We start from the raw sequence: 24,829 nt of genomic DNA on the forward strand, positions 1-24,829 counted from the left end.
GGGGGGGGGGGGGGGGTGTCTCCCTGTTCTTGGGGGGGGGCGCGGGGGGGGGGGGGGGTCGGGCCCCCTCTCTTCTTTTTGCCCCCCCCCTTCTAAAAATCACCACCCGTGGGCCCCCCAAAACGGCAAGCTAGAGGCGGTCACCCACCCGATCGACGAACCCCGACGCGTCCTGCGGCTCGTTCTTCGTGCCGAGGTACTCGTAGGTCTTCTCGTCGAACACCATCACCACCGGCTCGGCCCACGGCGCCGAGCCCTCCGGCACCGGCCAGCTGATCCCGATCCCGGGACGACCGGCGGACACCTTCTGCACCACCGTCAGCCCCGGCACCTGCGTCGCCGCCTCGAACAACGCGGCCCGCTGCGGTCCCGGCAGGTATGCGAAGCGGAACGTGCCCAGCACGTCCTTGCCGTACGAGTTGACCGGCCGGTCCTTGTTGTCGCCCTTCAACCACCTCAGCATCTCGTCCGCCGAGGTGGGCAGGTCGTCGCGGTAGGCGCGGACCGGCGTGCACTTCTCCGTCGCGCCCGTGGGCTTGTCGTACTTGTCGAGCACCTTCCTGACGCCGTCGACGCAGCCGGGCGTGGTCGAGGGTGCGGCGTCCCCGGCGGTGATGATCCGGCCGTCACGGGTGCCGTCGACGGAGAACCAGGCCTCCCAGCCGCCGTCGCGGACGTAGTAGAACTGGTCGGGCCGGGGCGCCTGGTCGGGCTTCGAACGGGCGGCCGCGGCGGCGTGGTTCAGCAGCTGCACGGCGGTGTCCACCTCGGCCGCGGACTCGGTGGGCGCGGCGTCGTGGCGGACCGGGTCCGTCGAGGTGGACGGCAGCACCATCGCCACGGCCGTGACCGTCGCCGCCGCGGTGAGCGCGGCGACGGCGATGATCCCGGCGCGGCGGTGCCGGGGCGGCTTCATGCCCGCCACGAGCCGCGCGCGTGCGGCCGCCAGCTGATCGGCGGACTTGAGCGGGGTCTCGTCCAGTTCCCGGACGAGCTGGAGGTCATCCATTGTTGAGCAGCTCCTCTACCTCGGTGTGGTTGTCGGTTCCCAACGCCTCCCGGACCTTGCGGCGGGCGCGGTTCAGCCGGGACCGCACCGTGCCGACCGGAATCGCGAGCGCCTCGGCGATCTCGAGGTAGCTGAGCTGCTCCCACGCGACCAGCAGCAGCACGTCCCGGTCCTCGGCCGACAACGCCGCCAGCGCTCCGGTGAGCATCGACCGCATGGCCTGCGCGGTGACGTCCGCGGCCACCCGGTCGGCGTGATCGCCCACGGCGGATCCGGGGGAGGGCATCCGGTGGCGCCGCGCCTCCTCCCTGCGGTGCTGGCCGACCAGGTTGGTGGCGATGCCGTACAGCCACGGCCGGGCGTCCTGCCGGGAGATGTCGTAGCGCTCCCGCTTGGAGAACGCCACGAGGAACGCTTCGGCCAGCAGGTCGTCGGCGGCCTGCCCGCCGAGACGGCGCGCGAGGTAGCGCTGGATGTGCGGCGCGTGCCGGTCGAATATGAGGGCGAACTTCTCCGGCACGCGCAGCGACGCCTCGATGAGCTCCGCGTCGGTTGCTGTCATGGTGGCCTTTCGGGCGAAGGGTCTTCACCCTGTTGTCCGCAGCACGCCCCGGATGAGTTCACGGACGGGCGGTTCGACCGATGCGGGCGGCGGGGCCGGGAGGCATGCTGTGCCCCATGGCCGTTGATCCCCGTGGTGCCGACCTGAAACGACTGCTCGCCGAGGACCCGGGCGGCCCGGTGGTGATGCTGAACCTCCTGCGGTTCGCCGAGGGCGGTGCCGAGTCCTACCAGGAGTACGCGCGTCACCTGCGCGAGACGTTCCTGCCCCGCTACGGCGGCGAGATCCTCTACGCCGGAACGGGCTCCACCGCGCTGGTGGCCGAGGACGGGCAGAGCTGGGACGCGGTGATCGTCGTGCGCTATCCGGACCGGACCGCGTTCAGCCGCATGGTCGCCGATCCCGGCTACCACGAGGTGACGCGGTTGCGCACGGAGGCGTTGACCGAGGCGGTGCTCCAGGCCACCACCCCCTGGATCTGATCCCGGCGCCCCGCGGACGCCCGGAAGTCCACAAGGGACAGGGCGAGCCGCGACGCACGCCGGTGGCCGAGGTTGTACCCTAGGGAGAGCCGGGACTGGATTTCTCAGTTTTCCCGGACCCCTAGCGCCGTGCGACAGCTCCAGCACACTCGCCGTGAGCACGCACAGGACGCGGAGAAACTCGGAGATCATGCAGCCAGAAAACGGGCTTTTCAGCCACCCGGACACGCACCACCAGGACACCGCAGCTCACTCGTCGCCCGACGAGGACCAGCGGTCCTACACCGGCCTGTTCCGCGAGCCGGCCGACACACCGCAGAACACCGCCGAGACGGCCTGAACCTCAGGCCAGGAGACTCACGACCGCACTTCGGCCGGTGTCTTCGGGCGGTCCTTCTGCCTGGTGTCGGCCGCGTAGTGCGCCACGGCGATCGCTCCGGTGATCGCCAGCACGAATCCGGCGGCCGCCGCGGTCGTGTACCCGGCGCGGACGCGGTCGTCGAGGTAGATCAGGCCGACGGCCGACGACAGCGCCGTGTTCGTGGTGAACATGATCGCGGTGACCGAGGTCGGACCGCCCTTCTGCAGCGCCATCGCGAACACCACCGCCGCGGCGAGACCGTTGAGGGCGATGGCCCAGGCCGCCGGTTCCAGGACGAGCCGCCAAGCCTCGTCCGGGAAGTCCAGCGCTCGCGCCGAGATGCCGACGATGCTGTACGAGACACCGGCGCCGAAGGCCAGCGCCACCGTCGCCCAGACCTCGTTGTGGTGCCGGGCGTAGAGCGCGATCGCCGCCACCGGGATCGCCATGCACACCAGCACCCAGCGCCACTGCGGTGGCAGGGCCTGCGCCGGGCCCGGCTCGGCGGACACGCTCAGCAGGATCAGGCCGGTCGCGCCGACACCCAGCGCGCCCCATCCCGGTGTGCCGAGGCGGGTGCCCATGAAGGCGGAGATCGTGGCCGTCACGCCGACGCTGAACGCGAGCATCGACTGCACGAGGAACAGCGGCAACCGGTGCAGGGCGACGGCCGCGGCCGCGAATCCCAGCAGGTCGACGCCGAGACCGAGGAAGTAGAGCCACTGACGCCGGAGTGCGATGAGATCGAGGGACGAGCCGCCGAACGCACCCGCTCGCCGGACACCCGTGGACGCCAGGATCGAGCCACTGCCTGAGGCCAGGGTCGCCAAAACAGCGAGTACGTATCCCAGTGCCATTCGTCCATTGTGGCATTCGGTGCCACGTGACCTCAGCGGAGCCCGGATCGAGAGGTCGGCTCCAGCCGGACCGTGGTCTCGGTCCCGCTCACCAGTGCGGACACGGTGCCGGCCACGGCCGCGCACCGGGGATGGCCGTGGACGGACCCCAGGACGCGTGCGGGGTCCGCGTCGTCCTCGAAGCGCCGGATCCAGACGAAGCCGTCCTCGTCGTCGATCGCGGTGAAGGATCCGACCACCGTCATCCCCCTCTCCTGGTGCAGCGGGATGACGGTGTCGTCCATGTACCGGGCCAGTTCCGCGCCGAAGCCGGCGCGGGCGTGTTCCGTGCGGATCTCGTAGAACATCGGTGCTCCTCCTGGGCGGCTGTCAGGACTGGGGTGCGATCCGTTCGGCGGCGAGCGCGTAGACGTCCGGAGACCCCTCCCACGGGCAGATCGTGCAGAAGTCGACGACGCCCGGAGCCGCGGGAACGTGGTGGTAGGCGATCACGTGCACACGGCACTCGGCTTCGCCACCCGACAGCCGCACCAGCGGGCCGGACGCGGCGTGATGGGTGCTGTCGAAGCCTTCGAGGGTTCCGCGTGCCAGCTCGACCAGCTTGATCGTCGGCCCCTGGTCGCACGCCGACGGCACCGACCTCGGGACCTGTCCCGACCGGTCGTTCGGGCTCGCGAGCAGCATCAAGGCGCGGCAAAGCACTCCCGTGGCATGGGTGTACTCATGAACGTCTTGCACGACAAGAACTTCTCGCTCTTGTGACGTCGTCGAGGACGAGCGCCGTCACTTCGAAACTAGGCACGTCCCGATACGACGACAAGTGCGTTCTCGGCAAGGGAGCATTCGCTCTCGCACAAACCGGCCGTCAACGTCTCAGTCGCGTTCGAACGCCTTGCGGAGCTTCGCGGGGGCCTTGAGCCGCCACGCCTGCTCGACCAGTTCGCCCAGCTGGTCCTGCGCGACCTTCGCCAGGTCGACGAGGATCGACCCGTGCCCGTCGTAGTGCGGTGTCGTGTAGAAGGCCGGATCGCCGGACGCGAGCAGCGCCGCCTTCTCGTCCAGGCCGCACATCAGCACGAGCCCGCCCTCGGCTTCGGTCCGCAGCCGCGCGAAGCCCTTGCCCGCCACCTTCAACGACGGCGTCCGGTACCAGGTCGCCACCTCGGTCCCGGGCAGCTGCGATGCCATCTCCACCACGTCGTCCCACGTCGCCATGCGCGGCATCCTGGCAGCCGCCGGGCGCCCCGGTCTTGGACGAATGGAAACCCCGGCGGCGCAGGCACCGCGCTCAGTCCGGGGTGATGCTCAGCGTCAGGTCCGCGTCGGTGACCGTCACGACGACGTGCTGCCCGCCGCGCAGCTCTCCCGCGAGCAGTGCGCGGGACAGCCGCCGGTCGAGCTCCCTGCCGATGGTCCGGCGCAACGGTCGTGCGCCGTACTCGGGCACGTAACCGCGGGCGGCGAGCCAGTCGACGGCCTGCTCGTCCACCTCCAGCGTGATGTTCTGCTCGCGCAGGCGTTGGCGGGTGCGGTCGAGCAGCAGGGAGGTGATCTGCCGCAGCTGGCCCGCGTTCAGGCCGCGGAACAGGATGATCTCGTCGAGGCGGTTGAGGAACTCCGGGCGGAAACTGCGGCGGACCGCCGACATCAGCGGTTCTCTCAACTGCTCGACCGGAACACCCGAGGTGGCCGCGGCGAGGAGCTGGTCGGCGCCGATGTTGCTGGTCATGATGATCACGGTGTTGGCGAAGTCGGCGGTACGTCCCCCGGCGTCGGTGAGCCTGCCCGCGTCGAGGACCTGCAGCAGGGTGTTGAAGACGTCGCTGTGCGCCTTCTCGATCTCGTCCAGCAGCAGGACCGAGTACGGGGCGCGCCGGACCGCGCCGGTGAGCTGACCGGCTTCCTCGTAGCCCGCGTATCCGGGTGGCACGCCGATCAGCCGCGCGACCGCGTGCTGCTGCGAGAACTCGCTCATGTCGAACCGGATCAGCCGGTCCTCCGAGCCGAACAGCGCTTCGGCCAGCGCTCGTGCGACCTCGGTCTTGCCCACGCCGGTGGGGCCGAGGAACAGGAACGAGCCGACGGGCCGGTGCGGGTGCTTGAGGCCCGCGCGGCCCTGGCGGACCGCGTCGGCGACCGCCTCCACCGCCTCGTCCTGCCCGACGATCCGCTGGTGCAGGTGGTCTTCCAAATGCAGCAACCGGTGCCGTTCCGCCTCGGTGAGCTGGGCGACCGGGATGCCCGTGCTGCGGGACACGACCTCGGCGACGTCGTTCGCCGCGACCTGGGGTGCGTCGGCCAGTGCGGCGCGGGCGGACTCCAGTTCGGCGACCGCCCGGTCGAGCTCGCCGGCGAGGAACACCGCGTCCTCTCCCTGTGCGGCGTCCTTCTCCCGCTCCAGCCGCCGCACCCGCTGCTCCAGCCGCACCGGATCCGGTGGCATCGCGGACTTCTCCCGCAACCGGACGCGCGCACCCGCGCGGTCCACCAGGTCCACGGCCTTGTCCGGCAGGAACCGATCGGTGACGTAGCGGGCCGACAGCTCCACGGCGGACACGATCGCCTCGTCGGTGATCCGCACGCCGTGGTGCATCTCGTACCGGCTGCGCAGTCCGCGGAGGATGGCGATCGCCTCGTCCACCGACGGCTCGGCGACCTGGATCGGCTGGAACCGCCGCTCCAGCGCGGCGTCCTTCGCGATGTACCGCCGGTAGTCCTCGGCCGTGGTGGCCCCGATGACCTGCACCCGTCCGGTCGTGAGCACGGGCTTGAGCATGGTCGCGGCGTCCATCGGCGCGCCTTCCGCACTGCCGGCGCCCACCACGACGTGCAGCTCGTCGATGAACAGGACCACCATCCGGTCCGTGGCGGCCACTTCGGCGATGACGCCTTCGAGCCGTTCCTCGAACTCGCCGCGGTACTTCGCCCCGGCGACCATGCCCGCGAGGTCCAGCGAGATCAGCCGCCGGCCGCTCAACGTGGCGGGTACGTCGCCGCTCGCGATCCGTGCCGCGATGCCTTCGACGACGGCGGTCTTGCCCACGCCGGGATCGCCGATCAGGACGGGGTTGTTCTTGGTGCGCCGCGACAGCACCTCGAGCACCTCGTCGATCACGTCCTCCCGGCCGATCACCGGATCGAGCAGGCCGTCCCGCGCCGCGGCCGTGAGGTCACGGCCGAAGCGGTCGGTGCGCCGCGTCGCGGACTGCGGCTCCACGAACCCGCCGAACAGCTTGCCGACCAGGTCCTCGAACGAACGGGACCCGAAGCCGAACACCCAGTCGTCTGCCATCGGCCGCCATCTCCGCTCGATCGAGGGGTCTGCGTCTCCGATTCTCCGCCTCCCGGGCCAGGAACACAGACCAGGCCGGAATCGGAACCGGCGAGTTCTGGTGGTGCGTGGACCGGTTGTCTAAGGTGTCCGCCATGGTGAGACCACGGCGGGTGACAGCGCCCGTCGTCGGGCTCTCGGTGCTGCTCGTGTTGTCCGTCGTCGCCTGGATCGGTGGTGACGCCGTCCTCGACCGGCTCAACGCGGCCCGCTGCACGGATCCGGCGACGGTTCTCGTCACCGCGGCCCCCGCGGTCGCACCGGCCCTGAGCGAGGTCGCGGAAAAGGTGGTCGCGGCCGACGACGACTGCTACCGCGTCGAGGTCAAGGCCGAGCCCGCGCGCGAGACGATGACGCGGCTCGTCGCCGGGCAGGCGTCGCCCTCGGTCTGGGTGCCCGAGTCGACGATGTGGTTGCGGCAGGCGCGGGACTCCGGTGCGTGGCGGGTGCCCGAGGCGGGCATCTCCGTGGCGCTGTCGCCGGTCGTGCTCGCCGCCAAGGAGTCCGTGAAGGGCAGGAGCTGGCGGGAACTGATCGGGCCCGGTGCCACCGCGGTCGCGGGCATCGCCGACCCGGCCAAGGATCCGGCCAGCCTGTCGGCGTTGCTGGCGCTGCGCGGGTTCGCGTCGGCGGAGAAGGACCCCGCGGCGGCGACGGTCGCCGCCATCAGGCCCGTGTCCGGTGACTACTCCGAGCGGGCCGAGGATCTGTTCGCCCGGCCGCTGGACGTGTTCCCCACGTCCGAACAGGCTCTCGAACGGCACAACTCCACCCCCGGCGCGACCCGGCTGACGGCGGTCGCGTCGGAGAACCCGTTGCCACCGCTGGACTTCCCCTACGTCGTGCTGCCCGATGCGAACGAGGCGCAGCGGGCAGGGGCGGAGAGGTTCCTGGCGCGGCTGCGGTCCGCCACCGACCTCGACAGGTTCGGCCTGCGCGCGCCCGACGACAAGGCCGCCGGCCTGGACCAGGGTTTCGTGGACGAGACGTTGCGCCTCTGGAGCGGACTCACGCTGACCGCGCGGGTGCTGGGCGTCCTGGACGTGTCGGGCTCGATGAACCAGCCCGTGCCCAGGACGGGGACCACGCGGATGGCGCTGGCCGTCGGCGCGGCCGAACGCGGCCTGGGCATGTTCAAGCCCGGCACGCAGATCGGTCTGTGGAAGTTCTCCACCAGGCTGGACGGCGACAAGGACTACAAGGAGATCATCCCCTTCGCGTCCGTCAAGGAGCACCTCGCGAGCGGCCGGGCCGTCGCCGCGGTCCGGGCGACCCGGGCGACCGCGAACGGGGCCACGGGCCTCTACGACACCACGCTGGCCGCGTACAAGGAGGCGCGGAAGAACTGGGAGCTCGGCCGCATCAACATCGTCGCGATCATGACCGACGGCCGCAACGAGGACGCCGACTCGATCAGCCAGCGTGAGTTGCTGGACGAACTGGGCAAGCTGCAGGACAAGCGCAGGCCGTTGCCCGTCATCGCGATCGGCATGGGCCCGGACGTCGACGTCGACGAGCTGACGAGGATCGCCGACGCGACCGGCGGCCGGGCCTTCACCACCGCCGATCCCGCCGGCATCAGCGACATCTTCGCGCAGGCGCTGAGCACGATGCTCTGCCAGCCGCCCGCCTGCCGCCTTCAGTAGCGGAGAGCGTCAGTACGGGTCGTACGGGCCGTCGTGGCCGAACAGCCGCGCGACCGGCCGCAGCCGCAGGCGGAGCAGGACCTTGATCCCCACGTTGCGGAAGAACCAGGGCATCTCGGCGAGCACCCGCCTGCGATCGGCCCAGCTCGGCTGCGTCAAACGGAAGCGCGCGAGGGAGCCCGCCCGGTCCACGTAGACGTATCGGTTGCCGCACAGCACCTTCACCAGGATGCCGGTGGTGACCCCGATGGACGAGAACGCGTCGTGGACCAGGATCTCCCCGTTGGGAACGAGGTTCTCCGACCACAGCATGTCGTCGGTGTAGGTCCAGTAGTCGTGCTTGCCGTCGATGTACAGCAGGTCGATGCGCTCGTCCCACTCCCGGCGCAACCGGGTGCTGTACTCGGCTTCGAGCCGCACGACGTCGGTCAGGCCCGCGCGGGCGAGGTTCTTCTCGAACCGGATGCGGGTGGGGGTGCCGCCGAACAGCCTGCCCTCGACGAACGGGTCGACGGCGACCACCGTCGCCCCGACGGAGCGCGCCGCGATGCCCAGCACGGTGGTGGATCGGCCCTGGTGACTGCCGATCTCCACGATCCGCGCGCCGGGACCGAGCCGCAGGGCGGCTCTCCACAACATGGTCGCCTGGTCAACTGTCAACCATCCGGGAACTTGGTCGCCCAGTTCCCACGCCTGCTCGAACGTGGTCGGAGAAGTCATCGCCACCTGCCTGGTACCGGCCCCAGAACGGTCGTGGTGGCCCAAGATAGCGACAGTCGCCCCCGAGCACTACCCGGTGGTAACTTCCTGCGCCATCAGAAGCCTGAAGATCGCACATCGCAACCCGACGACGTGGGTGCTCCTCGCACTCACGGTGCTGTCGTTCGCGCAACGCTTCGGAACGGCCACGTTCGACACCAAGCTCGACCTGGCCGTCAACCCGGTCGGCTTCCTGGGCAGAGCGCTGCACCTGTGGAATCCCGCCGCCACGGCCGGCGAGTTGCAGAACCAGGCGTACGGCTACTTCTTCCCGATGGGGCCGTTCTTCGCGGCCGGTCAGATCCTGGGCGTACCCGCGTGGATCACCCAACGGCTCTGGTGCGCGCTCCTGCTCTGCCTCGCGTTCTACGGGGTGCTGCGGCTGGCCCGCGCGCTCGGCATCGGCCAGGAGCCGACGAGGTACGCCGGTGCGCTGGCCTACGCGCTGGCCCCTCGGGTGCTGACCGAGATCGGGCCGCTGTCCGCGGAGATGCTGCCCGCCGTCATGCTGCCGTGGGTGCTGCTGCCGCTGGTGCTGGCGGACCGGATCGGGTCGCCGCGCCGGGCGGCGGCGCTGTCCGCGCTCGCGGTGCTGGGGATGGGCGGCGTCAACGGCGCGATGGTCGTGATGGCGCTGGTCCTGCCGGGGATCTGGCTGCTGACGCGCACGTGGAACCGCGCGCACGTGAAGCTGGTGCTGTGGTGGTCCGGCTGCGTCATCGCGGTCGCGCTGTGGTGGATCTTCCCGCTGCTGCTGCTCGGCCGGTACAGCCTGCCGTTCCTCGACTACATCGAGTCGGCGGCGAACACCACCGCGCCCATGTCGTTGTTCCAGGTGCTGCGCGGGACGAACCAGTGGGTCGCCTACGTCCTCCAGGGCGAACCGTGGTGGCCCAACGGTTTCCTCCTGGTCGACAACCCGGTGCTGATGGCCGGTACCGCGCTGGTGGCGCTGATCGGCGTCGTCGGGCTGGCCCGGCTGGGGCTGCCGGAACGCCGGTTCCTGGTGCTGGGCACGCTGGCGGGGCTGACGCTGCTGACCGTCGGGTACGTCGGATCGCTCGACTCGCCGCTCGCCGAGGTGGTGCGCGGACTCCTGGACGGGCCGCTCGCGCCCCTGCGCAACGTGCACAAGTTCGAGCCGGTGCTGCGGTTGTGCCTGGTCCTCGGGTTCGTCCACGGCCTGCACCTGTCCCGGCCGACCGGCCTGAGGGCCGCTCCCGAGCACTGGCGGCGGCGGGCCCGCACCGGTGTGGCCCTGGTGCTGATCGCCGTCGTCGCGGCACCCGTGTGGCTGCTGACCCTGCGGCCGGGCCAGGGCTGGGCCGACGTGCCGGGCCACTGGCGCGAGGCGGCGGGATGGCTCGCGGAGCAGGACGGCCGGGCGAGGACGTTGTTGTTGCCCGCCACCGGTTTCGGCCAGTACACCTGGGGCAGGACCGTGGACGAGCCGATGCAGGCGCTCGCGGAGGCCCCGTGGGCGGTGCGCAACCAGGTACCGCTCGGGTCCGAGGGCAACACCCGGTACATGGACGCCGTCTACGACGCGCTCGCGGACGGGCGCGGCTCGGCCGGGCTGGCGGACTTCCTCGCGCGCGGAGGATACCGGTTCCTGTTGCTGCGCAACGACATCGTGCGTGAACCGACGGGCTCGCCGCCGCTCACCGTGCTGCGTCAGGCGCTCCAGGGATCACCCGGCATCGAGCGCGTCGCCCAGTTCGGGCCCGAGGTGCGGATGAGCGACCAGCGGCTCGTCAGCTCGGTCGACGCCACCGCGACCGGGAGCGCGCTGGAGGTCTTCGAGGTGAAGCGGGCGGTCCCGGTCGTCACCGCGGTCGCCGAGGCGGACGTGCCGACGGTGAGCGGGGGACCGGAGTCGTTGCTGCCGTTGCTGTCCCAGGGACTCGTCAAGGCGGACCAGCCCGTCGTCCTCGCGGGCGACGCCGAGGGCCGGGCCGGGCAGCTGCTCGTCACCGACGGCCTCAGGCGCAAGGAACGCAACGTCGGCAGGGTGTCCGACAACCTCAGCCAGACGATGTCCGCGGACGAGGCGTCCAGACAGGGCCGCGTCGCGCTGGACGTGTCGCCGTTCCAGGACACCTCGCACCAGACCGTCGCGGAGTACCGCGGCATCCGGGCCGTGCGGGCGTCCACGTCGACCGCGTACGCCGACGCGGCGGGGGCGATCGACCCGGCGAACTCGCCGTTCGCGGCGGTGGACGGCGACGGCGGGTCCGCGTGGCACTCGTCGAGCTTCACCGGGCCCGTCGGGCAGTGGCTGGAGATCGACCTCGACACCCCGCGCTCGGTCGGGGAGGTGACGCTCGACCTGGTCGACGACCTGCGGGTGGGCTGGGCGGTCACGCGGATCAGGTTCACCACGGACGCGGGGGACAGCGAGCACGACGTCCCGCCCGGCGGCGGCCGGCACGCCTACCCCGTCCGCGCCGGTCTCACCGGCAGCGTGCGCGTCACGGTCCTGGGAGTCGCCGCCGACAGGCAGGACGGCAACGTCGGCATCAAGGAACTGAGCGTGCCGGGCATGACGGCGCAGCGAGCGCTGCGCGTGCCCCGCGACCAGGACGCGGCCAAGCCGGGTTTCTCGTTCACCCGCGGCAGCCAGTCGCGCCCGGCCTGCTACCGGACCGACGGCACGGTGCGGTGCGACTCGTCGCTGTCTCGCTTCGGCGAGGAGGTCAACGGGCTCACGCGGCTGTTCCGCACCTCGGCCGACGGGAAGTTCGCGGTGAACGCCACCGTCGTGCCCTCCGCCGGCGCGAAGAACCCGGTGACGCCGGAGGGCCTGACGATCACGGGGTCGACCTCGCTCGCGGGCGACGTCGCGGCGAGCCCGCTGTCCGCTGTGGACGGTGACCCCGGCACGTCCTGGGTGCCGGACGTGACGGACCTGCGGCCGACGTTGACGGTGACCTGGAAGGGAAAGCGCACCCTCTCGGAGTTCAGGTTCGAAGGGGCGCAAGGAGCGAGAACACCCGTCGAGCTGGAGGTGCGCACCGACGCCGGCACCGAGGTGGTGCGCGTCGGCGCGGACGGCCTCGTCACGATCAGACCGGCGGACACCGAGAAGCTCGAACTCGTCGTGCGCGAGTCGAGCGGTGTGGGACCGGCCGAGATCGGTGAACTCCGGGTGCCCGCGCTCGACGGCGTGCTGAGGCCGGTGCCCGCGACGACCCCGTTCACCGTGCCGTGCGGCCGCGGCCCGGTCATCGACGTCGACGGGAAGAAGATCAACAGCTCGGTGTCCGGTGTGCTCGGCGACGTCGTGGCCAACCGCCCGTTGAAGGCGGTGTTGTGCGACGACGACCTGGCGACCGCGCTGGAGCTGCCGGCCGGCGACCACGTGCTGACCACGACGCGATCCGACTCGTTCGTGGTGCAGGACGTCTCCGTGACCCACGTCGAACTCCCGAAACCCGGTGCCACGCACCGAGAAGTCACCATCGGCGCCTGGGACGCCACCGAACGGGAGGTCACCGTCGCGCCGGGAGCCCGGGCGCTGCTGGTGGTGTCCGAGAACGTCAACGACGGCTGGACGGCGACGCTGAACGGGCAGGTGCTGGAGAAGGTCCGGGTCGACGGCTGGCGGCAGGCGTACGTCCTGCCCGAGGGCGACGGCGGCGTGGTCGCGCTGGAGTTCGGCCCGGACGCCCGGTACCGGGCGGGCCTGCTGGCAGGCGCGCTGGGCGTGCTGGCGGTCCTGCTGCTCGCCGCGGTCCCCGTGCGGCGGCGGGTGGAGTTCGTGGCACCGTCGCAGAGCCGGTGGCTGATGGTCGCGATGCTCGTGCTGCTGGCCGTGCTCGGCGGCATGCTGCCGATCGTGGCGGTGATCGCGTGCCTGCTGGCGCGCGAGTTCTGGGCGGCGGCGCCGAAGGTGATCGCGATGAGCGGGATCGCACTGGGATCGGGTGTCGCGGTGCTGGGCCGGATCCTCGGCCACGGTCAGGAGTGGGCCTACGTCCCGCTGGTCCAGGCCGCTCTGCTGGTGGCGGTCTCGGCGGTGGTCGCGGCCGCGTTCGGCCCGTTCGGTCCGCGCCCCGATCCCGTCGAGCGGTGATCAGGCCTGCCTGGTGCCGCGGACCTCGATGACGGTGCCCGCGATCACCAGTCCCGCCGTCGCGAGCAGCGCACCGGTCACGACCTGACCGACGGAGCCGTTGAGCCACGAGGTGATCAGCGCGACCTCGGCGACGACCGCGATCCACACCGCGACGGTGGACCGCCGGTCGCCGCTCGCGATCCGGGAGAACAGCAGCAGCTGCACCAGCGCGAGGCACGAACCGACGAGAGCGAACTGCCACAACGGAATCGCGTCACCGTGGTAGTTCGCGCCACCGATCAGCGACACGCCCAGCGGCCCGAACAGGGCGCAACCCACGATCACGAACACGTCGAGGCCCGCGCACACCGCCAGGGCCTTCGGCAGCATCCGGCGGCGATCGTCCGCGTCGGCCATGCGGGGCAGCACGAGCACGCCGACCGCCTGCGGCAGCCAGTACGCGATCTTCGTGACGACCGCTCCCACGGCGTAGCCGCCCGCCTGGCCGGCGAGCTGGTGCCGGGCGAGCACGAGGTCGAGGTTCACCAGCAGGACCAGCGCCAGCATGGCCTGGGACGCGTGCATCACCTCGGACCCGCCGGCCGGCCGTGCCGGGCGGGGTGAGCCGCACAGCCGCCACCCGGTCAGCACGACCAGGAACGAGCCGATGGCCGTCCCCGCCAGCACCGAGACCGAGGAGGGGGAGATCCACAGCCCGATCACCCCGCCGCCGACCTTGCCGAGCCCTTCGAGCGTCACCAGCAACGCCAGCGCGCCGAACCGGTGCGTCCCCTGCAGAAGCCCGTGCAGGACACCGAGAACCGTGAGCGGCGTCAGGGACAGCGCCAGCCACACGACCGGCCACGGGCCGTCGAGGTGCAGCAGGCGGGCGAGCAGCGGCACGAGGGCAAGGGTCAGCACGGTCATGCCCGCGCTCACGCTCAGGCCCAGTCCGAACAGGGGGCGCGGGCCGAGACTCGTCACCCTCAGGACGGCGACGGTCTGCAGACTCATCGCCGGCACCACACCGATGACCACGAGCGCGAGCAGCGCGCTCAGCTCGCCGAAGATCGCGGGAGCCAGGGCTCGCGCCGCCGCGATGGTCAGCACGTAGCTCGCGGCGTTGGCGCCGAGCAGCGCGCCCGTGATCAGCAGGGCGTCCAGGCGGGTGGTGGTCGTCGCCGGAGCGGACACGCGGGATCCTTCCGGTGGCCGGGTCTGCCGCGGAACTACCCGCGAGTACTACTGGCCGGTAGTTTCGGCGACTGTAGCCCCGGCGCGACCGGAGAGGGAGCAAGTGAGGCCGAACGGACTGAAGCTCTACGCCACGTGCGGGATGCTGGCGCTGGCCGCCCTCGCGCCGGTGCTGTGGCCGGGCTACGTCCTCGTCTACGACATGGTGTTCACCCCGGAGCAACCGGTGAACGCGGCGGCGTTCGGGCTCGGAGACGCGTTGCCGCGGGCGGTTCCGGTCGACGCCGTGGTGGCGCTGGCGACCCAGGTGGTCCCCGGTCAGCTGGTGCAGAAGCTCGCGCTGCTCGCGATCGTCTTCGCCGGCGCCCTGGGCGCCGGGCTGCTGGTGCCGACGGACAGGACGGGCGTGCGGATCGTCGCCGCGGTGGCGTACTCGTGGAACGCCTACGTCGCCGAACGGCTCTTCATCGGCCACTGGACGCTGCTGCTGGGCTACGCGGCCCTGCCGTGGGTCGCGATGGCCGGGTTGAAGATGCGCGACGGCGAACCGCACGCGTGGACCCGGCTCGTGCTCGCGAGCCTGCCCGCCGTGCTCTCCGCGCCGGGCGGTGTGCTCGCACTGGGCACGGCGTTGGCCACCGCCGGACGGCGCAAGGCGTGGCAGGTCGTGGCGATCGGTGTCGTCCTGAACGCGCCGTGGTGGGTGCCCTCGGTGCTGCACGACGGGCTGTCCGACCCGGCCGGTGTCGAGGCGTTCAGTGCGCGCGGGGAGAACTGGGGCGGGCCGGTGCTCAGCGTGCTGGGGCTCGGCGGGATCTGGAACGCCGAGGTCGTTCCGGTGAGCCGGGCCAACCCGGTGCTTCCGGTGCTCACGGTGCTGCTCCTGGGAGCGGCGGTCCTCGGTCTGCGGGAACTTGCGAAACGCCTGCCCGTGTGGCCGCTGGCGGGGCTGGGCGTGCTCGGTGCGGTGCTGGCCCTGCTCGCGGTGCTGCCGGGTGGCGTGGCGCTGCTGGGGACGGTGATCGAGCACGTGCCCGGTGCCGGGTTGCTGCGCGACGGCCAGAAGTGGGTGGCGTGGCTCGCGCTGCCGTTCGCGATCGGGCTCGCGGTCGCGGTGGAACGGCTCCGCGCGCGGCTGCTCGTGGCCGTGCTGCTGCTCGGGTTGCTGCCGGACCTCGCCTGGGGCGGGTTCGGACGCCTCGAACCGGTCCAGTACCCGGCGGACTGGGCGGCGGTGCGGGAGAAGCTCGTCGACCAGCCCGGCGACGTGGCGGTGTACCCGCTGTCGGCGTTCCGCAGGTTCGACTGGAACGACCGGCGCACCCAGCTCGACCCCGCGCCGCGCTACCTGCCCGGCACGACCGTCGTGGACGACTCGTTGTCGGTCGGCGGGAAGGTGGTGGCGGGGGAGGACCCGCGGGCGGCACGGCTGCGCGGCGGTGACCTGAGCGGCATCGGCTGGGTGCTGGTCGAACGCGGGACGCCGGGGCGGGTGGACGAGAACCTGCTGGCACGGCTCGAGAAAGTCCACGACGGGCCCGAGCTGGCGCTCTACCGCGTACCTGGAGCAGTGCCCGATGACCCGTTCGGCCCACCAATTGCGCCCGTTGTGCTCGCGTGGGTCGCGGCTGGGTCACTGATCGGTGCGAGCCTGTTGTGGAGACGGTTACCGGTCGGTAGATTCGCGACACCCCGACATGAGGAGTAAGACGTGGAACTGGTTTCGGTGCTGGTCGCGATCGTTGCCGGAGCCGCGCTCGCCGGAGGGGTCGGCGTGATCGTCGTCGAGCAGAACAACCCCGACAAGGTCGTCGAGCAGCGGATCGAGCAAGGCCAGAAGGCCGTGGAGCCCGAGGTCCTCGACTACGGCTCTCGCTGACCGGGTGACCGTGGCCTTCTCCGGGGACCCGGCGGCCTCCTGGAGCATCCTGCTCGAGGCGAGCCTGCGCGAGGCGCCGGATCCCTCGGTGGTGGCCGCGCGGATGTCCCGTGCCTGCGCGGAGTTCCCGAACCTCGGTCCGGCCGCGGTCGTGCTCCGTCCGTCCGATTGGGACGGTGTGCGGACCGGGTTCGCCGACGGTCACTACCGCGCGGGCGACCCGCTGGTCCGGGTCGCGCTCGCCGATGACTCGCTGATGATCGCCGCCCACCACGGTGCGGTCGACGGCCTCGGCCTGCTGGCGTTGCTGGGCATCGCGCTCGGTGAGTCCGTGCACAGCTCCGCGACCGGGGTGGCGTTGCGCAGCGCCGACCGGCCTTACCTCCTGAACGCGCTCGACCGCGTGCGCGAAGCCGTGTGGACGCCTCCCACGCGCATCCAGCCCTCGTTGCGGGGCACCGAGTCCGGCGACCACCTGGTGTTCCGCGCGTTGCCCGCCGTGAAGCTCGGCAGCGCCAGGCTCACCGCCGCCGCCCTGGACGCGACGCGGCAGTGGAACGCCGCCCGAGGCGCCGCGCACGGCCGCGTCGTCGCCGCCGTAGGAGCTTCCTGGCGCGGTGGGGCGGATCCGCGTCCCGAGGCCGACAGCGCGTTGCTGAGACTGCGCCTGCCGGCCGGGGCCACCGAGGACGACGTGCGCGCGCTGCTGACGGCGGCCGCGCCGGAGGCGGGCTTCCCGAGTGCGCGCAACCCGTTGGCGCAGTGTGGGATGCGGCTGCTGGCGTCCCGGCTCGGCAGCACCTTCCTCGTGTCGAACCTCGGCGTCGTCAAGGGGAACGTCAGCGCCCTGCGCTTCTTCCCCGCGGCGAGCGGCCGGTCGGGCGTCGCGTTCGGCGTGGTGACGACAGGGGAGGTCACCACGGCGACGGTGCGCGTGCGGCGCAAGGACTTCGACGCGGCCGCCGCCGCGGAGCTGCTGGACCTGCTGTGCGATGCGGTGCTCGCCGGCCGCGAGGCGCGGAGGTAGCGGCAGGGCGCTGTGCACGGCGCTCTCGAACGACGGTGGAGGTCTTGTCCGGTGTCAAGAAGATGGAAGACCGGCGGCGAATGATGTGGTTCCGCGAACGTCGTAGAGTCAAGGCCCGGCGATTGCGTCTTTCGGAGGTGGCGGACAGCGTCGGCGCAAGGCGTGGGGTGGTGCTCAAGGAGGAGCACACCGGCGGGGCCGGGATCGGGAACTCGCCGGTCAGCCTGGTGATCGTCACCCTCCGCCCCGGCTTCGAGGACGAGGTCGCCCAGGCGCAGATCGATGCCGCCGTCTCCGCGGGATACACCCGACCGCCCCAACCTCCCTGCGGCAAGGCGCGAAGCTGCTCCTTCTACGGTCAGCCCGACTTGCCCATGCTGACCATCGAGACATATTCGCCGGGGGAACGGATCTCCTTCTTCGGACCGGTTCCTGAAGGGCACACCGGCGTCATCATCAGCCTGAGTTAGCACGCGTCTGCTCGGCCGGTCGGGCGTCGCGTCCGGCGTGGCGACGACAGGGGAGGTCACCACGCCGCCGGTTGCGCTTGCGGCGCAAGGAGTTCGACGCGGCGCTACTCGACCTGCTGTGCGACGCGGTGCTCACCGGCCGCGAGGCGCGGAGGTAGCCGCAGGGCGCTGTGCACGGCGCTTTCGAACGCGCCGAGGCTTTCCTCCCAGCTGAACTGCTGGGCACGTTGCCTGCCGGCCGCGCCCATCGCCTTGCGCAGCGGCTGGTCCCGCAGCAACGTCTCCGTGTGCCGGACGAAGTCGTCGAAGTCCTCGGCGAGCAGACCCGTCCGGTGCTCCACGATCGCCTCGGCCACGCCGCCCGCCGAGCGGTAGGCGACCGTGGGCACGCCGTGGGAGGCGGCCTCCATGATCACGATGCCCCAGCCCTCCTTGACCGACGGGCACACGTGCACCCACGCCCCGGCGAGGATCTCGTGCTTGGTCTGCTCGTCGACCCAGCCGTGGATGACGACGCTGTCCTGGACGCCGCGGTCGATGGCGTGCTGCCGCAGCACGTCCTTCCACGGGCCCTCGCCGACGAGTTCCAGGCGCAGGTCCGGCCACTTCGGACGGAGCTGCGCGACGAGGTCGATCGCGTGCTCCAGCCGCTTGTGCGGGACCAGCCGGGACACCGCGACGAGGACGGGGGCGTCGGTGCGGCGCGCGGTGACGGCGGGAGGCGCGTCCAGCCCGTTCGGCACGACCACCGTGCGGCGCAGCTCGACACCGAGCCGGCCCAGTTCGTCCCGCGTCACGTTGGAGACCGTGATGTAGCGGCATTTGCGGTACAGCCTCGGCGCGAGCCACGACTCGATCCACCAGCCGATCCGGCCGAGGAACGGGCCCAGCGCGCTGTGCCACTGCTCGCGGTGCACGTGGTGCACCAGCACCAGGACGGGGCAGCGCGCCACCAGGCGGCTGAAGAAGGGCATGCCGTTCTGCACGTCCACGATGACGTCCGCGTCGGAGCGCAGGATCGCCAGGAGGGCGTACAGGTAGACCGTGAACTTGTTGCCGCGCCTGCGGAAGCGGACGCCCGCCACCCAGTCGCCGGACGGCGCGCGGTCGTGGTCGGCGCACTGGATCGAGACCCGGTAGCCGAGTCCGGCGAGGCCCTCGGCGATGCGCTCGACGTACCGTTCGGAACCGCCGCCCTCGGGGTGTCTGGTGTCGCGCCAATTCACCAGCAGAATGCTCGGCCGGTAATCAGGGCTACGCGACATCTGCCTCTCCCGATGCTAGGTTACTGCCAGGTAGCCATGGTAGACGGAATACGGGAGATGGCAATGGTCGAGATCGGTTCAGTTGCGGCCCGGGAAAAGTTGCGAAAGCCAACTTTCGGGCGTTCTGTTCGCCTTTTTCGCGCATTTCTGAAAGAGCAGTCCGACCCGGACCACTTCTACCGGATCCTGGCGGACGACTCGGTCGCCCAGGTGTCGTCGTACGTGTCGCTGAGCGGCTCCGTCGTGCTCGACGTCGGCGGTGGTCCCGGCTACTTCGCGGAGGCGTTCCGCGGCGCCGGCGCCCGGTACGTGGGGCTGGACCCGGACGTCGGCGAGCTGTCCGCCCGCGGTGAACCCGATCCCGGCATGATCCGCGCGAGCGGCACGGCGCTGCCGTTCCGCGACGGCTCGGTGGACGTCTGCTACTCGTCCAACGTCCTGGAGCACGTCGACGACCCGTGGCTGATGCTGGCCGAGATGGTGCGTGTGACCAGGCCTGGAGGCACTGTCTTCATGTCGTACACGCCGTGGTACTCGCCGTGGGGCGGCCACGAGACCGCGCCGTGGCACTTCCTCGGCGGCCACTACGCGCGACGCCGTTACGAGCGCCGCAACGGCAAGCCGCCGAAGAACTCGTTCGGCACCTCGCTGTTCCCGGTGAGCGTCGGGGCGGTCCAGCGGTGGGCTCACCGCCAGACCGTCGCCGACGTGGTCGAGACGTTCCCCCGGTACCACCCGTGGTGGGCGAAGTGGATCACCCGCGTCCCGGGGGTCCGGGAGATCGCCTCGTGGAACTTCGTGATCGTGCTCAGGCGACGTGCCTAGCCCGTCGTCCGAGCACTCCGAGAAGAATTCCCGCGAGCAGCAGGACCAGGCCGACGGAAAGCAGGACGATCGGTCCGGTGCTGCTGATCAGAGTCAATTTGTCGCGCGCCTCGGAGGCTCGTTCAACCGATTCTTTGACGGTTTTCTCGTTGAAGGTCAAGGTGGCGTCGAGAAGCACCGTTCCTTCTTTTCCGTCGGGTCCGAACAATGCCTGCCGCTGCTGCTCGGAACCCTTGACGATGATGCCGCTGACCGGCTCGACCCACATGGTGCGGGTGTTCTGGTAGCGGCGCTCCGCCTTGACCGAGGCCTCGGTGCTGTTCACCAGCGAACCGGGCACCTCCTGGTCGCGGAACTTGGTCGACGGGATCTTCTGGACGAACTTGTAGACCTCGAGCCCGCCGACCTCGTCGGTGCCCTCGTACCGCGCGGTCGTCGCCTTGCGCAGGGTGGTGTCGAAGTACTCGTAGTCCTGGGGCTGGGTGTCGAAGGGGAACTTGTAGTTCAGGCCCTCCTGCCGCACGGCCTTGTCGGCGGCGGTGGGGTCGCCCTCGGCATCGGTCACGTACTGCTGGGTGCACTGCTGGAGAGCCATGTTCGTCCGCCGGTCGAGGCACACGCGGTGCTTCAGCGCGGAGACGAGCTGGTTCTCCGAGTCGGTGACCACCAGGCCCTGGTCCCACACCATCACGTCACCGTCGACCTTGGCCTCCGGCACGGTCAGGTTGCTCTCGACCTTGCGGGTGGCCGTCAGCCGCGCGTCCTTGACGACGAGTTCCTTGGGGTAGAAGACCTTCGCGGCGCCTTCCGCGACGGATTCCGTCTTCTGGTCGAGCGGCACGACTGCGAGCTCGGGGTACACGTAGAAGCGCAGGACTGCTCCGAGCGCCAGCGAGAAGATGCCCAGTCCTACCAGCACGAGGCTCGCAACACGTCGCACTCGTCCTCCTTCTGGGTGTGTTCGGCATATGAGAGGGACGTCACAGTGGCGTGGAACCTACCCGACAGTAACCTCTGCGCAACCCCTCGACCGGGGTGACTCAAGTCATCTTGATCGGTCCGCGTGGAGAAAGAAGCTACTCGGCCGCCGCTGCGCAGAGCCGTTCGGCGGAACCCCTGCTCTCCAACGGGTAGCGACTGAAGGAAGCAGCTCCTTACTCATCGGCGACGAGGCCGGAGGAAGAGACACGTGGAAGAAACCCCTGTGTGCTACCCGGGAGCAGTCGAGCAGGCCCGGCTGCTCGCCCGCGGTGCGACGACCGCAGCAGAACTCCTTGCGACTGCCGAACATCGGCTGAACTCGTCGCGGCACGTTTTCACAGATGTCGATTTGGCCACCGCCCGGCGCAGTGCCGAGGAGGCCGATCGGCGGTTGGCGGGCGGCGAGAGCGGCGGCCTGCTCGGACTGCCCGTGGCCGTCGAGGACTCCTTGCCACGTTCGGCTTTCGACGCACTGACGGCGGCGGGAGCCGTCGTGGTCGGGAGAACGTCGGGCGCCGAGATCCATCGCAACCCCACGACGGGCATCCCCGCCACGGCGCTCGATCCCAAGGTGTCGGGCACGGCCGTCGCCGTCGCCACCGGTGTGGTGTTCGCGGTGCTGGCCCGCCGCGCTCCCGGTGCCGGCGGGGTGCCTGCGGGAGGTGCGGGCGTGGTCGGCTTCGAGACCTCCGGCGGACGCGGCGTGGTGGCGAGGACCGTGGCCGACGTGGCGCACGTCGTGCGGGCGATCGGCTGGGCGGCCGAGCCCTCGGACCGTCCACTGAGGATCGGTGTGTCGTTGCGCGGCCTCGCGATGACCACCCGCACCCGCCCGCGCATGCGCCGGGTCGTCGAAGACGTCGCCGCGCTGCTGTCGTTGCACGTCGACGAGGTCGTCGATCACGACCCGCACCTCGCCAGCGAGTCCAGGATCCTGCTGGCGCCGCATTTGGCCGCCGGTCCTCGTGAGCTGGACGTGCTCGGTCGCTTCGTGCCCTGGCCGCTGCGGGGCATCTGCCGGTCGATGCGGGCGGCGGAGCGGGTGATGCTGAACCACATGTTCACCGGTGTCGACGTGCTCGTGACGCCGGGACACACCGGGCCGGCCGAGACGATGTCGTTGCCCGGCGGGGTGTTGGTGCGCAACGGCGCCACCTCTCCGTTCTCGCCGCTCTGGAAGGTCAGCGGCTACCCGGCCGTGTCCGTGCCCGCCGGTTCGGACGCCGACGGGAACCCGTTGCCGGTGACCCTGATCGCGGTGCCCGAGGCGGAGGGCGAACTGCTCCGGGTCGCCGGGATCATCGAGGAGGAACACGGCGCTCATCGGAGCCCGTAGTCGACGTTCGAGGACGACACCACGTTCTTGAGGTCGAGCGAGTCGTCCGGGTCGTTGGCGCTGGCGACGCCGTAGGTGATCGCGCCCGCCAGGCACGCACCGATCACCAGCGCCAGCGACCCGGTGATGAGACCGCGCCGCCACACGAGCAGCAGGACCAGCCCCATCGCGACCAGCACCGCGCCGGCCACCCACAGGATCGTGGGAAGGGCGGTGATGACGAACAGCTTCGGCAGGTTCTGCTTGACCTGGTCCACGTTCTCGGTGACCGAGGCGTTCGTCAGCCGCAGTTCTCCGGCGAACACGGGGGTTCCCTCGCCCTCGTCCTGCGTGTCGGTGCGCAACTCCTGCCGGATGTCCTCCCGGACCGAGAGCACCGCACCGGTCGTGGGCTCGACCAGCAACGTGCGGGTGACGCCGTAGTACCGGGTGACGTCCACGGACGGCTCCGGGCTGCCGACCAGCGAACCGGGTACCGCGAACCGGTCGAGCTCCGTCTGCGGGATCGTGTGCGTGAACCGGTACACGTCGAGTCCCTGCAACAGCTGCTCTCCGGCGAAGTGGATGTCGACCGGGCGATTGAGAACCGTGTCGTACCAACGGTGGTCACGTTGCTCGGTGTCGAACGGGAACACGAAGTTGAGGCCGGGTTGCAGTAGCTGCCGCCCTTCGGCGGTGACCCGCTTGCCCTGTTCGGTCTCGTAGAACTCGCCGAGGCAGGGTGCGACCGCCTCGCCGGTGCGGCGGTCGAGGCAGATCTTGCGGACCTCGGCGCTGAGCACGAGCTTGTCGGCGTCCTCCTTGACGATCGTCGCCCGCTTCCACACGGTGACGTCGCCGTTCTCCTTGACCTCTGGCGCGGCGAGATCACCCTCGACGTGCGTCGTCGCCGTGAGGCGGAGGTTGTGGCGTACTTCCGGTGCTCCGCCGGGCGGGTACACGACGGCGGTGACTCCTTCTCCCTCGGAGACCGAGACCGTGTCGATGTCGTGCTGCAGCTTGGCGAGCAGGGGATAGGCGTGCAGCTGCAGCACCAGTCCGGCCGCCACTGCGAAGGCGCCGAGCCCGAGCAGGGCGGCGACTACTGCGGTTCGCACAGGTCCTCACAAGTATTCGGTTGGCAGGGAGGGTGTTCCGTGAGGCGTGATTTCCGGTAACCGTGCGTTCTGTTCTACCCGGTCCGTGAGCTAGATCACAAGGGCATACCTGAATCCCATTCGGGTTACCTGGTCGCGGCGGCTGTGTCACGATCACCGCTCAACTCGGTCAAGGTGGTGCGGACCCCTGCCCGGAGGCGGCGCGTCAGGAATGATCGGCCGCGCGCAGTCCTGTTCAGGTTCACGAGCTTGGGGGACTTATGAGAGTTCGCAGATGTCTGGCGTTGGCCTTCTCGGTCGCGATGGTCGCCGGCGCCGCCGTGCCCGCCGCGGCCGCCGCGCCGGAGACGGCGTGGCGCCTGGCCTCGATCCCGCAGAACAAGGTGACGAGCAATCTCCGGGACGTCGCCGCCGTCGACGGCAGGAACGCCTGGGCGGTCGGCTTCGAGGGCTACCACCCGGATCAGCCGGACGCGACCGGCACCCCGATGATGCTGCGGTGGAACGGTTTCCGGTGGTCCCGGATGTCGCTCCCCGTCGTCGAAGGGCCGGCGTACTTCCAGCGCGTCGCGGCGTCGTCCGCGAAGGACGTCTGGGTCACGGGGGCTCCGCGGTCGCAGGACGGCAACGTCACGCTGGTGTGGCGCTACAACGGCAGGACGTGGACCGAGGTGCCGTACCCACCGGGCGCGACCCCGGGCACGCTGTCGATCCGTGACATGTCCGTTGTGGACGGACATGCCTGGCTGGTCGGTCACCGCGGCAACGCCCCGGTGTTCCACGAGTGGACGGGAACCTCCTGGCAGGAACACCAGCCGCCCGCCGAATGCGTGACAGGTGGCGGATTCCTGAACTTCTGCACCATCAACACCGTCAAGGCGTTCGCGCCCGACGACGTGTGGGCGGCCGGGAACGGCATGTGGAACGGCTTCTCGGGCCCGCTGCTGTTCCACTGGAACGGCACGGCCTGGCGGGTCGTCGACATAGGACTGAACCAGCAACAGGTCACCGTGCAGTCGCTGGACGGCGCGTCCTCCCGCGACATCTGGGCGGTGGCCGACGGCGGCGGCATGGGGTCGGCCAACGTGGTCGTGCGGGGAGACGGCACCACCTGGCAGACCGTCGGCGGGCTGAACACCCCGGCCACTCCTGGAGTCGCGGTGGTGAACGGCGTTCCGTGGGTCATCGGCCGCTTCCCGGCGGCGTCGTTCAGCTCCTACGGCCCGGCCGGGTGGACCACCACCCCGGCACCGTCTCCGTCAGGCCTGTTCGGCACGAGCTACAACGCCATCGCCGCCGTGCCCGGCACGAACCGGTTGATCGCGGTGGGCGCCGCGGACGTGCCCGGCACGAGCCCGCTCCGGGTGCAGGCGGTGATCGCCGAGTACTCGACGCGCTGAGTGTCCGCGGCCGCCCGCTCCGGCGGGCGGCCGCACCTGTGGCGTGTCTGACGAAGCGCGGATCCAGGCGGTTGCGGGGGTGGGGGATGACGGCCTCGCGGCCGATCCCGTGATCAGGCGGCTCGAACGCTCGACCTTGCCGGACACGCCCTGAGGATCCGGCCAACGGTTTCGGGTCGCGACATCCTGCCCCCACCCGCATGCCGGTGCCGGAATCTCGGCCTGTAGCCCTCATCGCGAGTCCGCGTCGCGGCCATTCCCGGCCTCCGTCGAACCGCCTCGCCCCGACGG

General features: G+C 70.8%; 23 protein-coding genes. 11 read left to right on the top strand and 12 right to left on the bottom strand.

The genetic code is table 11. The annotated features are described in order from the left end of the window. Nucleotides 1-130: 130 nt before the first annotated feature. Nucleotides 131-1,009: a CU044_5270 family protein gene (locus AB0M48_RS24495; protein ID WP_363846082.1), complete on the bottom strand. Its 879-nt coding sequence runs from the start codon at nt 1,007-1,009 to the stop codon at nt 131-133. After that, nucleotides 1,002-1,571, bottom strand: coding sequence for an RNA polymerase sigma factor (locus tag AB0M48_RS24500; protein WP_363846084.1), 570 nt, complete (start codon nt 1,569-1,571; stop codon nt 1,002-1,004). The genes AB0M48_RS24495 and AB0M48_RS24500 overlap by 8 nt, the downstream gene beginning before the upstream one ends. A gap of 116 nt (nt 1,572-1,687) precedes the next feature. On the opposite strand from AB0M48_RS24500, the gene AB0M48_RS24505 reads away from it, so the two are divergent. Then, nucleotides 1,688-2,053, top strand: a complete 366-nt coding sequence (locus AB0M48_RS24505) for a DUF1330 domain-containing protein (RefSeq protein WP_363846086.1) — start codon at nt 1,688-1,690, stop codon at nt 2,051-2,053. Between the two features lie 190 nt (nt 2,054-2,243). Then, a complete protein-coding gene (locus AB0M48_RS24510) occupies nt 2,244-2,393 on the top strand; it encodes a hypothetical protein (RefSeq protein ID WP_363846088.1) in 150 nt (49 codons plus the stop codon). A 17-nt stretch (nt 2,394-2,410) separates the two neighbouring features. Here AB0M48_RS24510 and AB0M48_RS24515 read toward each other — a convergent pair whose 3' ends face one another. From AB0M48_RS24515 to AB0M48_RS24535, 5 genes are all read right to left on the bottom strand, one after another. After that, on the bottom strand, nt 2,411-3,271 hold the full coding sequence (locus tag AB0M48_RS24515; RefSeq protein ID WP_363846090.1) for a hypothetical protein: 861 nt from the start codon (nt 3,269-3,271) through the stop codon (nt 2,411-2,413). Nucleotides 3,272-3,303: 32 nt separating this feature from the next. After that, entirely contained in the window at nt 3,304-3,618 is a 315-nt protein-coding gene (locus AB0M48_RS24520) for an NIPSNAP family protein (RefSeq protein WP_363846092.1), read from the bottom strand. Between the two features lie 22 nt (nt 3,619-3,640). Next, complete coding sequence (locus AB0M48_RS24525) at nt 3,641-4,009, bottom strand: hypothetical protein (protein ID WP_363846094.1); 369 nt, start codon at nt 4,007-4,009, stop codon at nt 3,641-3,643. A 135-nt stretch (nt 4,010-4,144) separates the two neighbouring features. Next, a complete protein-coding gene (locus tag AB0M48_RS24530; RefSeq protein WP_363846096.1) occupies nt 4,145-4,486 on the bottom strand; it encodes an MmcQ/YjbR family DNA-binding protein in 342 nt (113 codons plus the stop codon). Nucleotides 4,487-4,559: 73 nt separating this feature from the next. Next, on the bottom strand, nt 4,560-6,563 hold the full coding sequence (locus AB0M48_RS24535; protein ID WP_363846097.1) for an ATP-dependent Clp protease ATP-binding subunit: 2,004 nt from the start codon (nt 6,561-6,563) through the stop codon (nt 4,560-4,562). A gap of 134 nt (nt 6,564-6,697) precedes the next feature. On the opposite strand from AB0M48_RS24535, the gene AB0M48_RS24540 reads away from it, so the two are divergent. Next, nucleotides 6,698-8,248 (top strand): substrate-binding domain-containing protein, encoded by a 1,551-nt coding sequence (locus AB0M48_RS24540; RefSeq protein WP_363846099.1) that lies wholly within the window; start codon nt 6,698-6,700, stop codon nt 8,246-8,248. Nucleotides 8,249-8,257: 9 nt separating this feature from the next. Here AB0M48_RS24540 and AB0M48_RS24545 read toward each other — a convergent pair whose 3' ends face one another. After that, on the bottom strand, nt 8,258-8,968 hold the full coding sequence (locus AB0M48_RS24545) for a class I SAM-dependent methyltransferase (RefSeq protein ID WP_363846101.1): 711 nt from the start codon (nt 8,966-8,968) through the stop codon (nt 8,258-8,260). Between the two features lie 136 nt (nt 8,969-9,104). On the opposite strand from AB0M48_RS24545, the gene AB0M48_RS24550 reads away from it, so the two are divergent. Continuing rightward, nucleotides 9,105-13,082 (top strand): alpha-(1->3)-arabinofuranosyltransferase, encoded by a 3,978-nt coding sequence (locus AB0M48_RS24550; protein ID WP_363846103.1) that lies wholly within the window; start codon nt 9,105-9,107, stop codon nt 13,080-13,082. Here the strand turns inward: AB0M48_RS24550 and AB0M48_RS24555 are convergent, their stop codons facing one another. Beyond that, complete coding sequence (locus tag AB0M48_RS24555; RefSeq protein ID WP_363846104.1) at nt 13,083-14,258, bottom strand: polysaccharide biosynthesis protein; 1,176 nt, start codon at nt 14,256-14,258, stop codon at nt 13,083-13,085. It lies immediately after the preceding gene. A 103-nt stretch (nt 14,259-14,361) separates the two neighbouring features. Here AB0M48_RS24555 and AB0M48_RS24560 point away from each other — a divergent pair, with 103 nt between their 5' ends. The 4 genes from AB0M48_RS24560 to AB0M48_RS24575 are packed head-to-tail and all read left to right on the top strand — an operon-like array spanning nt 14,362 to nt 17,634. Beyond that, nucleotides 14,362-15,966 carry a hypothetical protein gene (locus AB0M48_RS24560; RefSeq protein WP_363846106.1) on the top strand — a complete coding sequence of 535 codons (1,605 nt, stop codon included), beginning with the start codon at nt 14,362-14,364 and terminating at the stop codon, nt 15,964-15,966. A 3-nt stretch (nt 15,967-15,969) separates the two neighbouring features. Then, nucleotides 15,970-16,137, top strand: a complete 168-nt coding sequence (locus tag AB0M48_RS24565; protein ID WP_170176092.1) for a hypothetical protein — start codon at nt 15,970-15,972, stop codon at nt 16,135-16,137. 4 nt (nt 16,138-16,141) lie between these two features. Further along, nucleotides 16,142-17,164, top strand: coding sequence for a hypothetical protein (locus tag AB0M48_RS24570; protein WP_363846109.1), 1,023 nt, complete (start codon nt 16,142-16,144; stop codon nt 17,162-17,164). 44 nt (nt 17,165-17,208) lie between these two features. Next, nucleotides 17,209-17,634: a hypothetical protein gene (locus AB0M48_RS24575; RefSeq protein WP_363846111.1), complete on the top strand. Its 426-nt coding sequence runs from the start codon at nt 17,209-17,211 to the stop codon at nt 17,632-17,634. A 104-nt stretch (nt 17,635-17,738) separates the two neighbouring features. On the opposite strand, the gene AB0M48_RS24580 is transcribed toward AB0M48_RS24575, so the two are convergent. Further along, a complete protein-coding gene (locus AB0M48_RS24580; RefSeq protein WP_363846113.1) occupies nt 17,739-18,860 on the bottom strand; it encodes a glycosyltransferase family 4 protein in 1,122 nt (373 codons plus the stop codon). A 138-nt stretch (nt 18,861-18,998) separates the two neighbouring features. Here AB0M48_RS24580 and AB0M48_RS24585 point away from each other — a divergent pair, with 138 nt between their 5' ends. Continuing rightward, a complete protein-coding gene (locus tag AB0M48_RS24585) occupies nt 18,999-19,724 on the top strand; it encodes a class I SAM-dependent methyltransferase (RefSeq protein WP_363846115.1) in 726 nt (241 codons plus the stop codon). Here the strand turns inward: AB0M48_RS24585 and AB0M48_RS24590 are convergent. After that, on the bottom strand, nt 19,708-20,664 hold the full coding sequence (locus AB0M48_RS24590; protein ID WP_363846117.1) for a DUF3068 domain-containing protein: 957 nt from the start codon (nt 20,662-20,664) through the stop codon (nt 19,708-19,710). The two genes, AB0M48_RS24585 and AB0M48_RS24590, sit on opposite strands and share 17 nt — an antisense overlap. A 390-nt stretch (nt 20,665-21,054) precedes the next feature. On the opposite strand from AB0M48_RS24590, the gene AB0M48_RS24595 reads away from it, so the two are divergent. Beyond that, entirely contained in the window at nt 21,055-22,041 is a 987-nt protein-coding gene (locus AB0M48_RS24595) for a hypothetical protein (RefSeq protein WP_363846119.1), read from the top strand. On the opposite strand, the gene AB0M48_RS24600 is transcribed toward AB0M48_RS24595, so the two are convergent. Further along, the gene (locus tag AB0M48_RS24600; protein ID WP_363846121.1) at nt 22,026-23,138 is read right to left on the bottom strand and encodes a DUF3068 domain-containing protein; all 1,113 of its coding nucleotides are present in this window, start codon (nt 23,136-23,138) and stop codon (nt 22,026-22,028) included. The genes AB0M48_RS24595 and AB0M48_RS24600 overlap by 16 nt on opposite strands. A gap of 284 nt (nt 23,139-23,422) precedes the next feature. Between AB0M48_RS24600 and AB0M48_RS24605 the strand changes: the two genes are divergently transcribed. Beyond that, complete coding sequence (locus AB0M48_RS24605; protein WP_363846123.1) at nt 23,423-24,538, top strand: hypothetical protein; 1,116 nt, start codon at nt 23,423-23,425, stop codon at nt 24,536-24,538. The last annotated feature ends 291 nt before the right edge of the window (nt 24,539-24,829 follow it).

Source organism: Lentzea sp. NPDC051208, from assembly GCF_040682435.1.
Lineage (GTDB): Bacteria > Actinomycetota > Actinomycetes > Mycobacteriales > Pseudonocardiaceae > Lentzea > Lentzea kristufekii.

Excerpts from the sequence above, each read along its gene's own strand:
- AB0M48_RS24530 (WP_363846096.1), bottom strand. The coding sequence starts at position 4,486 with ATGGCGACGTGGGACGACGTGGTGGAGATGGCATCGCAGCTGCCCGGG.
- AB0M48_RS24540 (WP_363846099.1), top strand. The coding sequence starts at position 6,698 with ATGGTGAGACCACGGCGGGTGACAGCGCCCGTCGTCGGGCTCTCGGTG.
- AB0M48_RS24520 (WP_363846092.1), bottom strand. The coding sequence starts at position 3,618 with ATGTTCTACGAGATCCGCACGGAACACGCCCGCGCCGGCTTCGGCGCG.
- AB0M48_RS24515 (WP_363846090.1), bottom strand. The coding sequence starts at position 3,271 with ATGGCACTGGGATACGTACTCGCTGTTTTGGCGACCCTGGCCTCAGGC.
- AB0M48_RS24510 (WP_363846088.1), top strand. The coding sequence starts at position 2,244 with ATGCAGCCAGAAAACGGGCTTTTCAGCCACCCGGACACGCACCACCAG.
- AB0M48_RS24495 (WP_363846082.1), bottom strand. The coding sequence starts at position 1,009 with ATGGATGACCTCCAGCTCGTCCGGGAACTGGACGAGACCCCGCTCAAG.
- AB0M48_RS24500 (WP_363846084.1), bottom strand. The coding sequence starts at position 1,571 with ATGACAGCAACCGACGCGGAGCTCATCGAGGCGTCGCTGCGCGTGCCG.
- AB0M48_RS24545 (WP_363846101.1), bottom strand. The coding sequence starts at position 8,968 with ATGACTTCTCCGACCACGTTCGAGCAGGCGTGGGAACTGGGCGACCAA.
- AB0M48_RS24535 (WP_363846097.1), bottom strand. The coding sequence starts at position 6,563 with ATGGCAGACGACTGGGTGTTCGGCTTCGGGTCCCGTTCGTTCGAGGAC.
- AB0M48_RS24505 (WP_363846086.1), top strand. The coding sequence starts at position 1,688 with ATGGCCGTTGATCCCCGTGGTGCCGACCTGAAACGACTGCTCGCCGAG.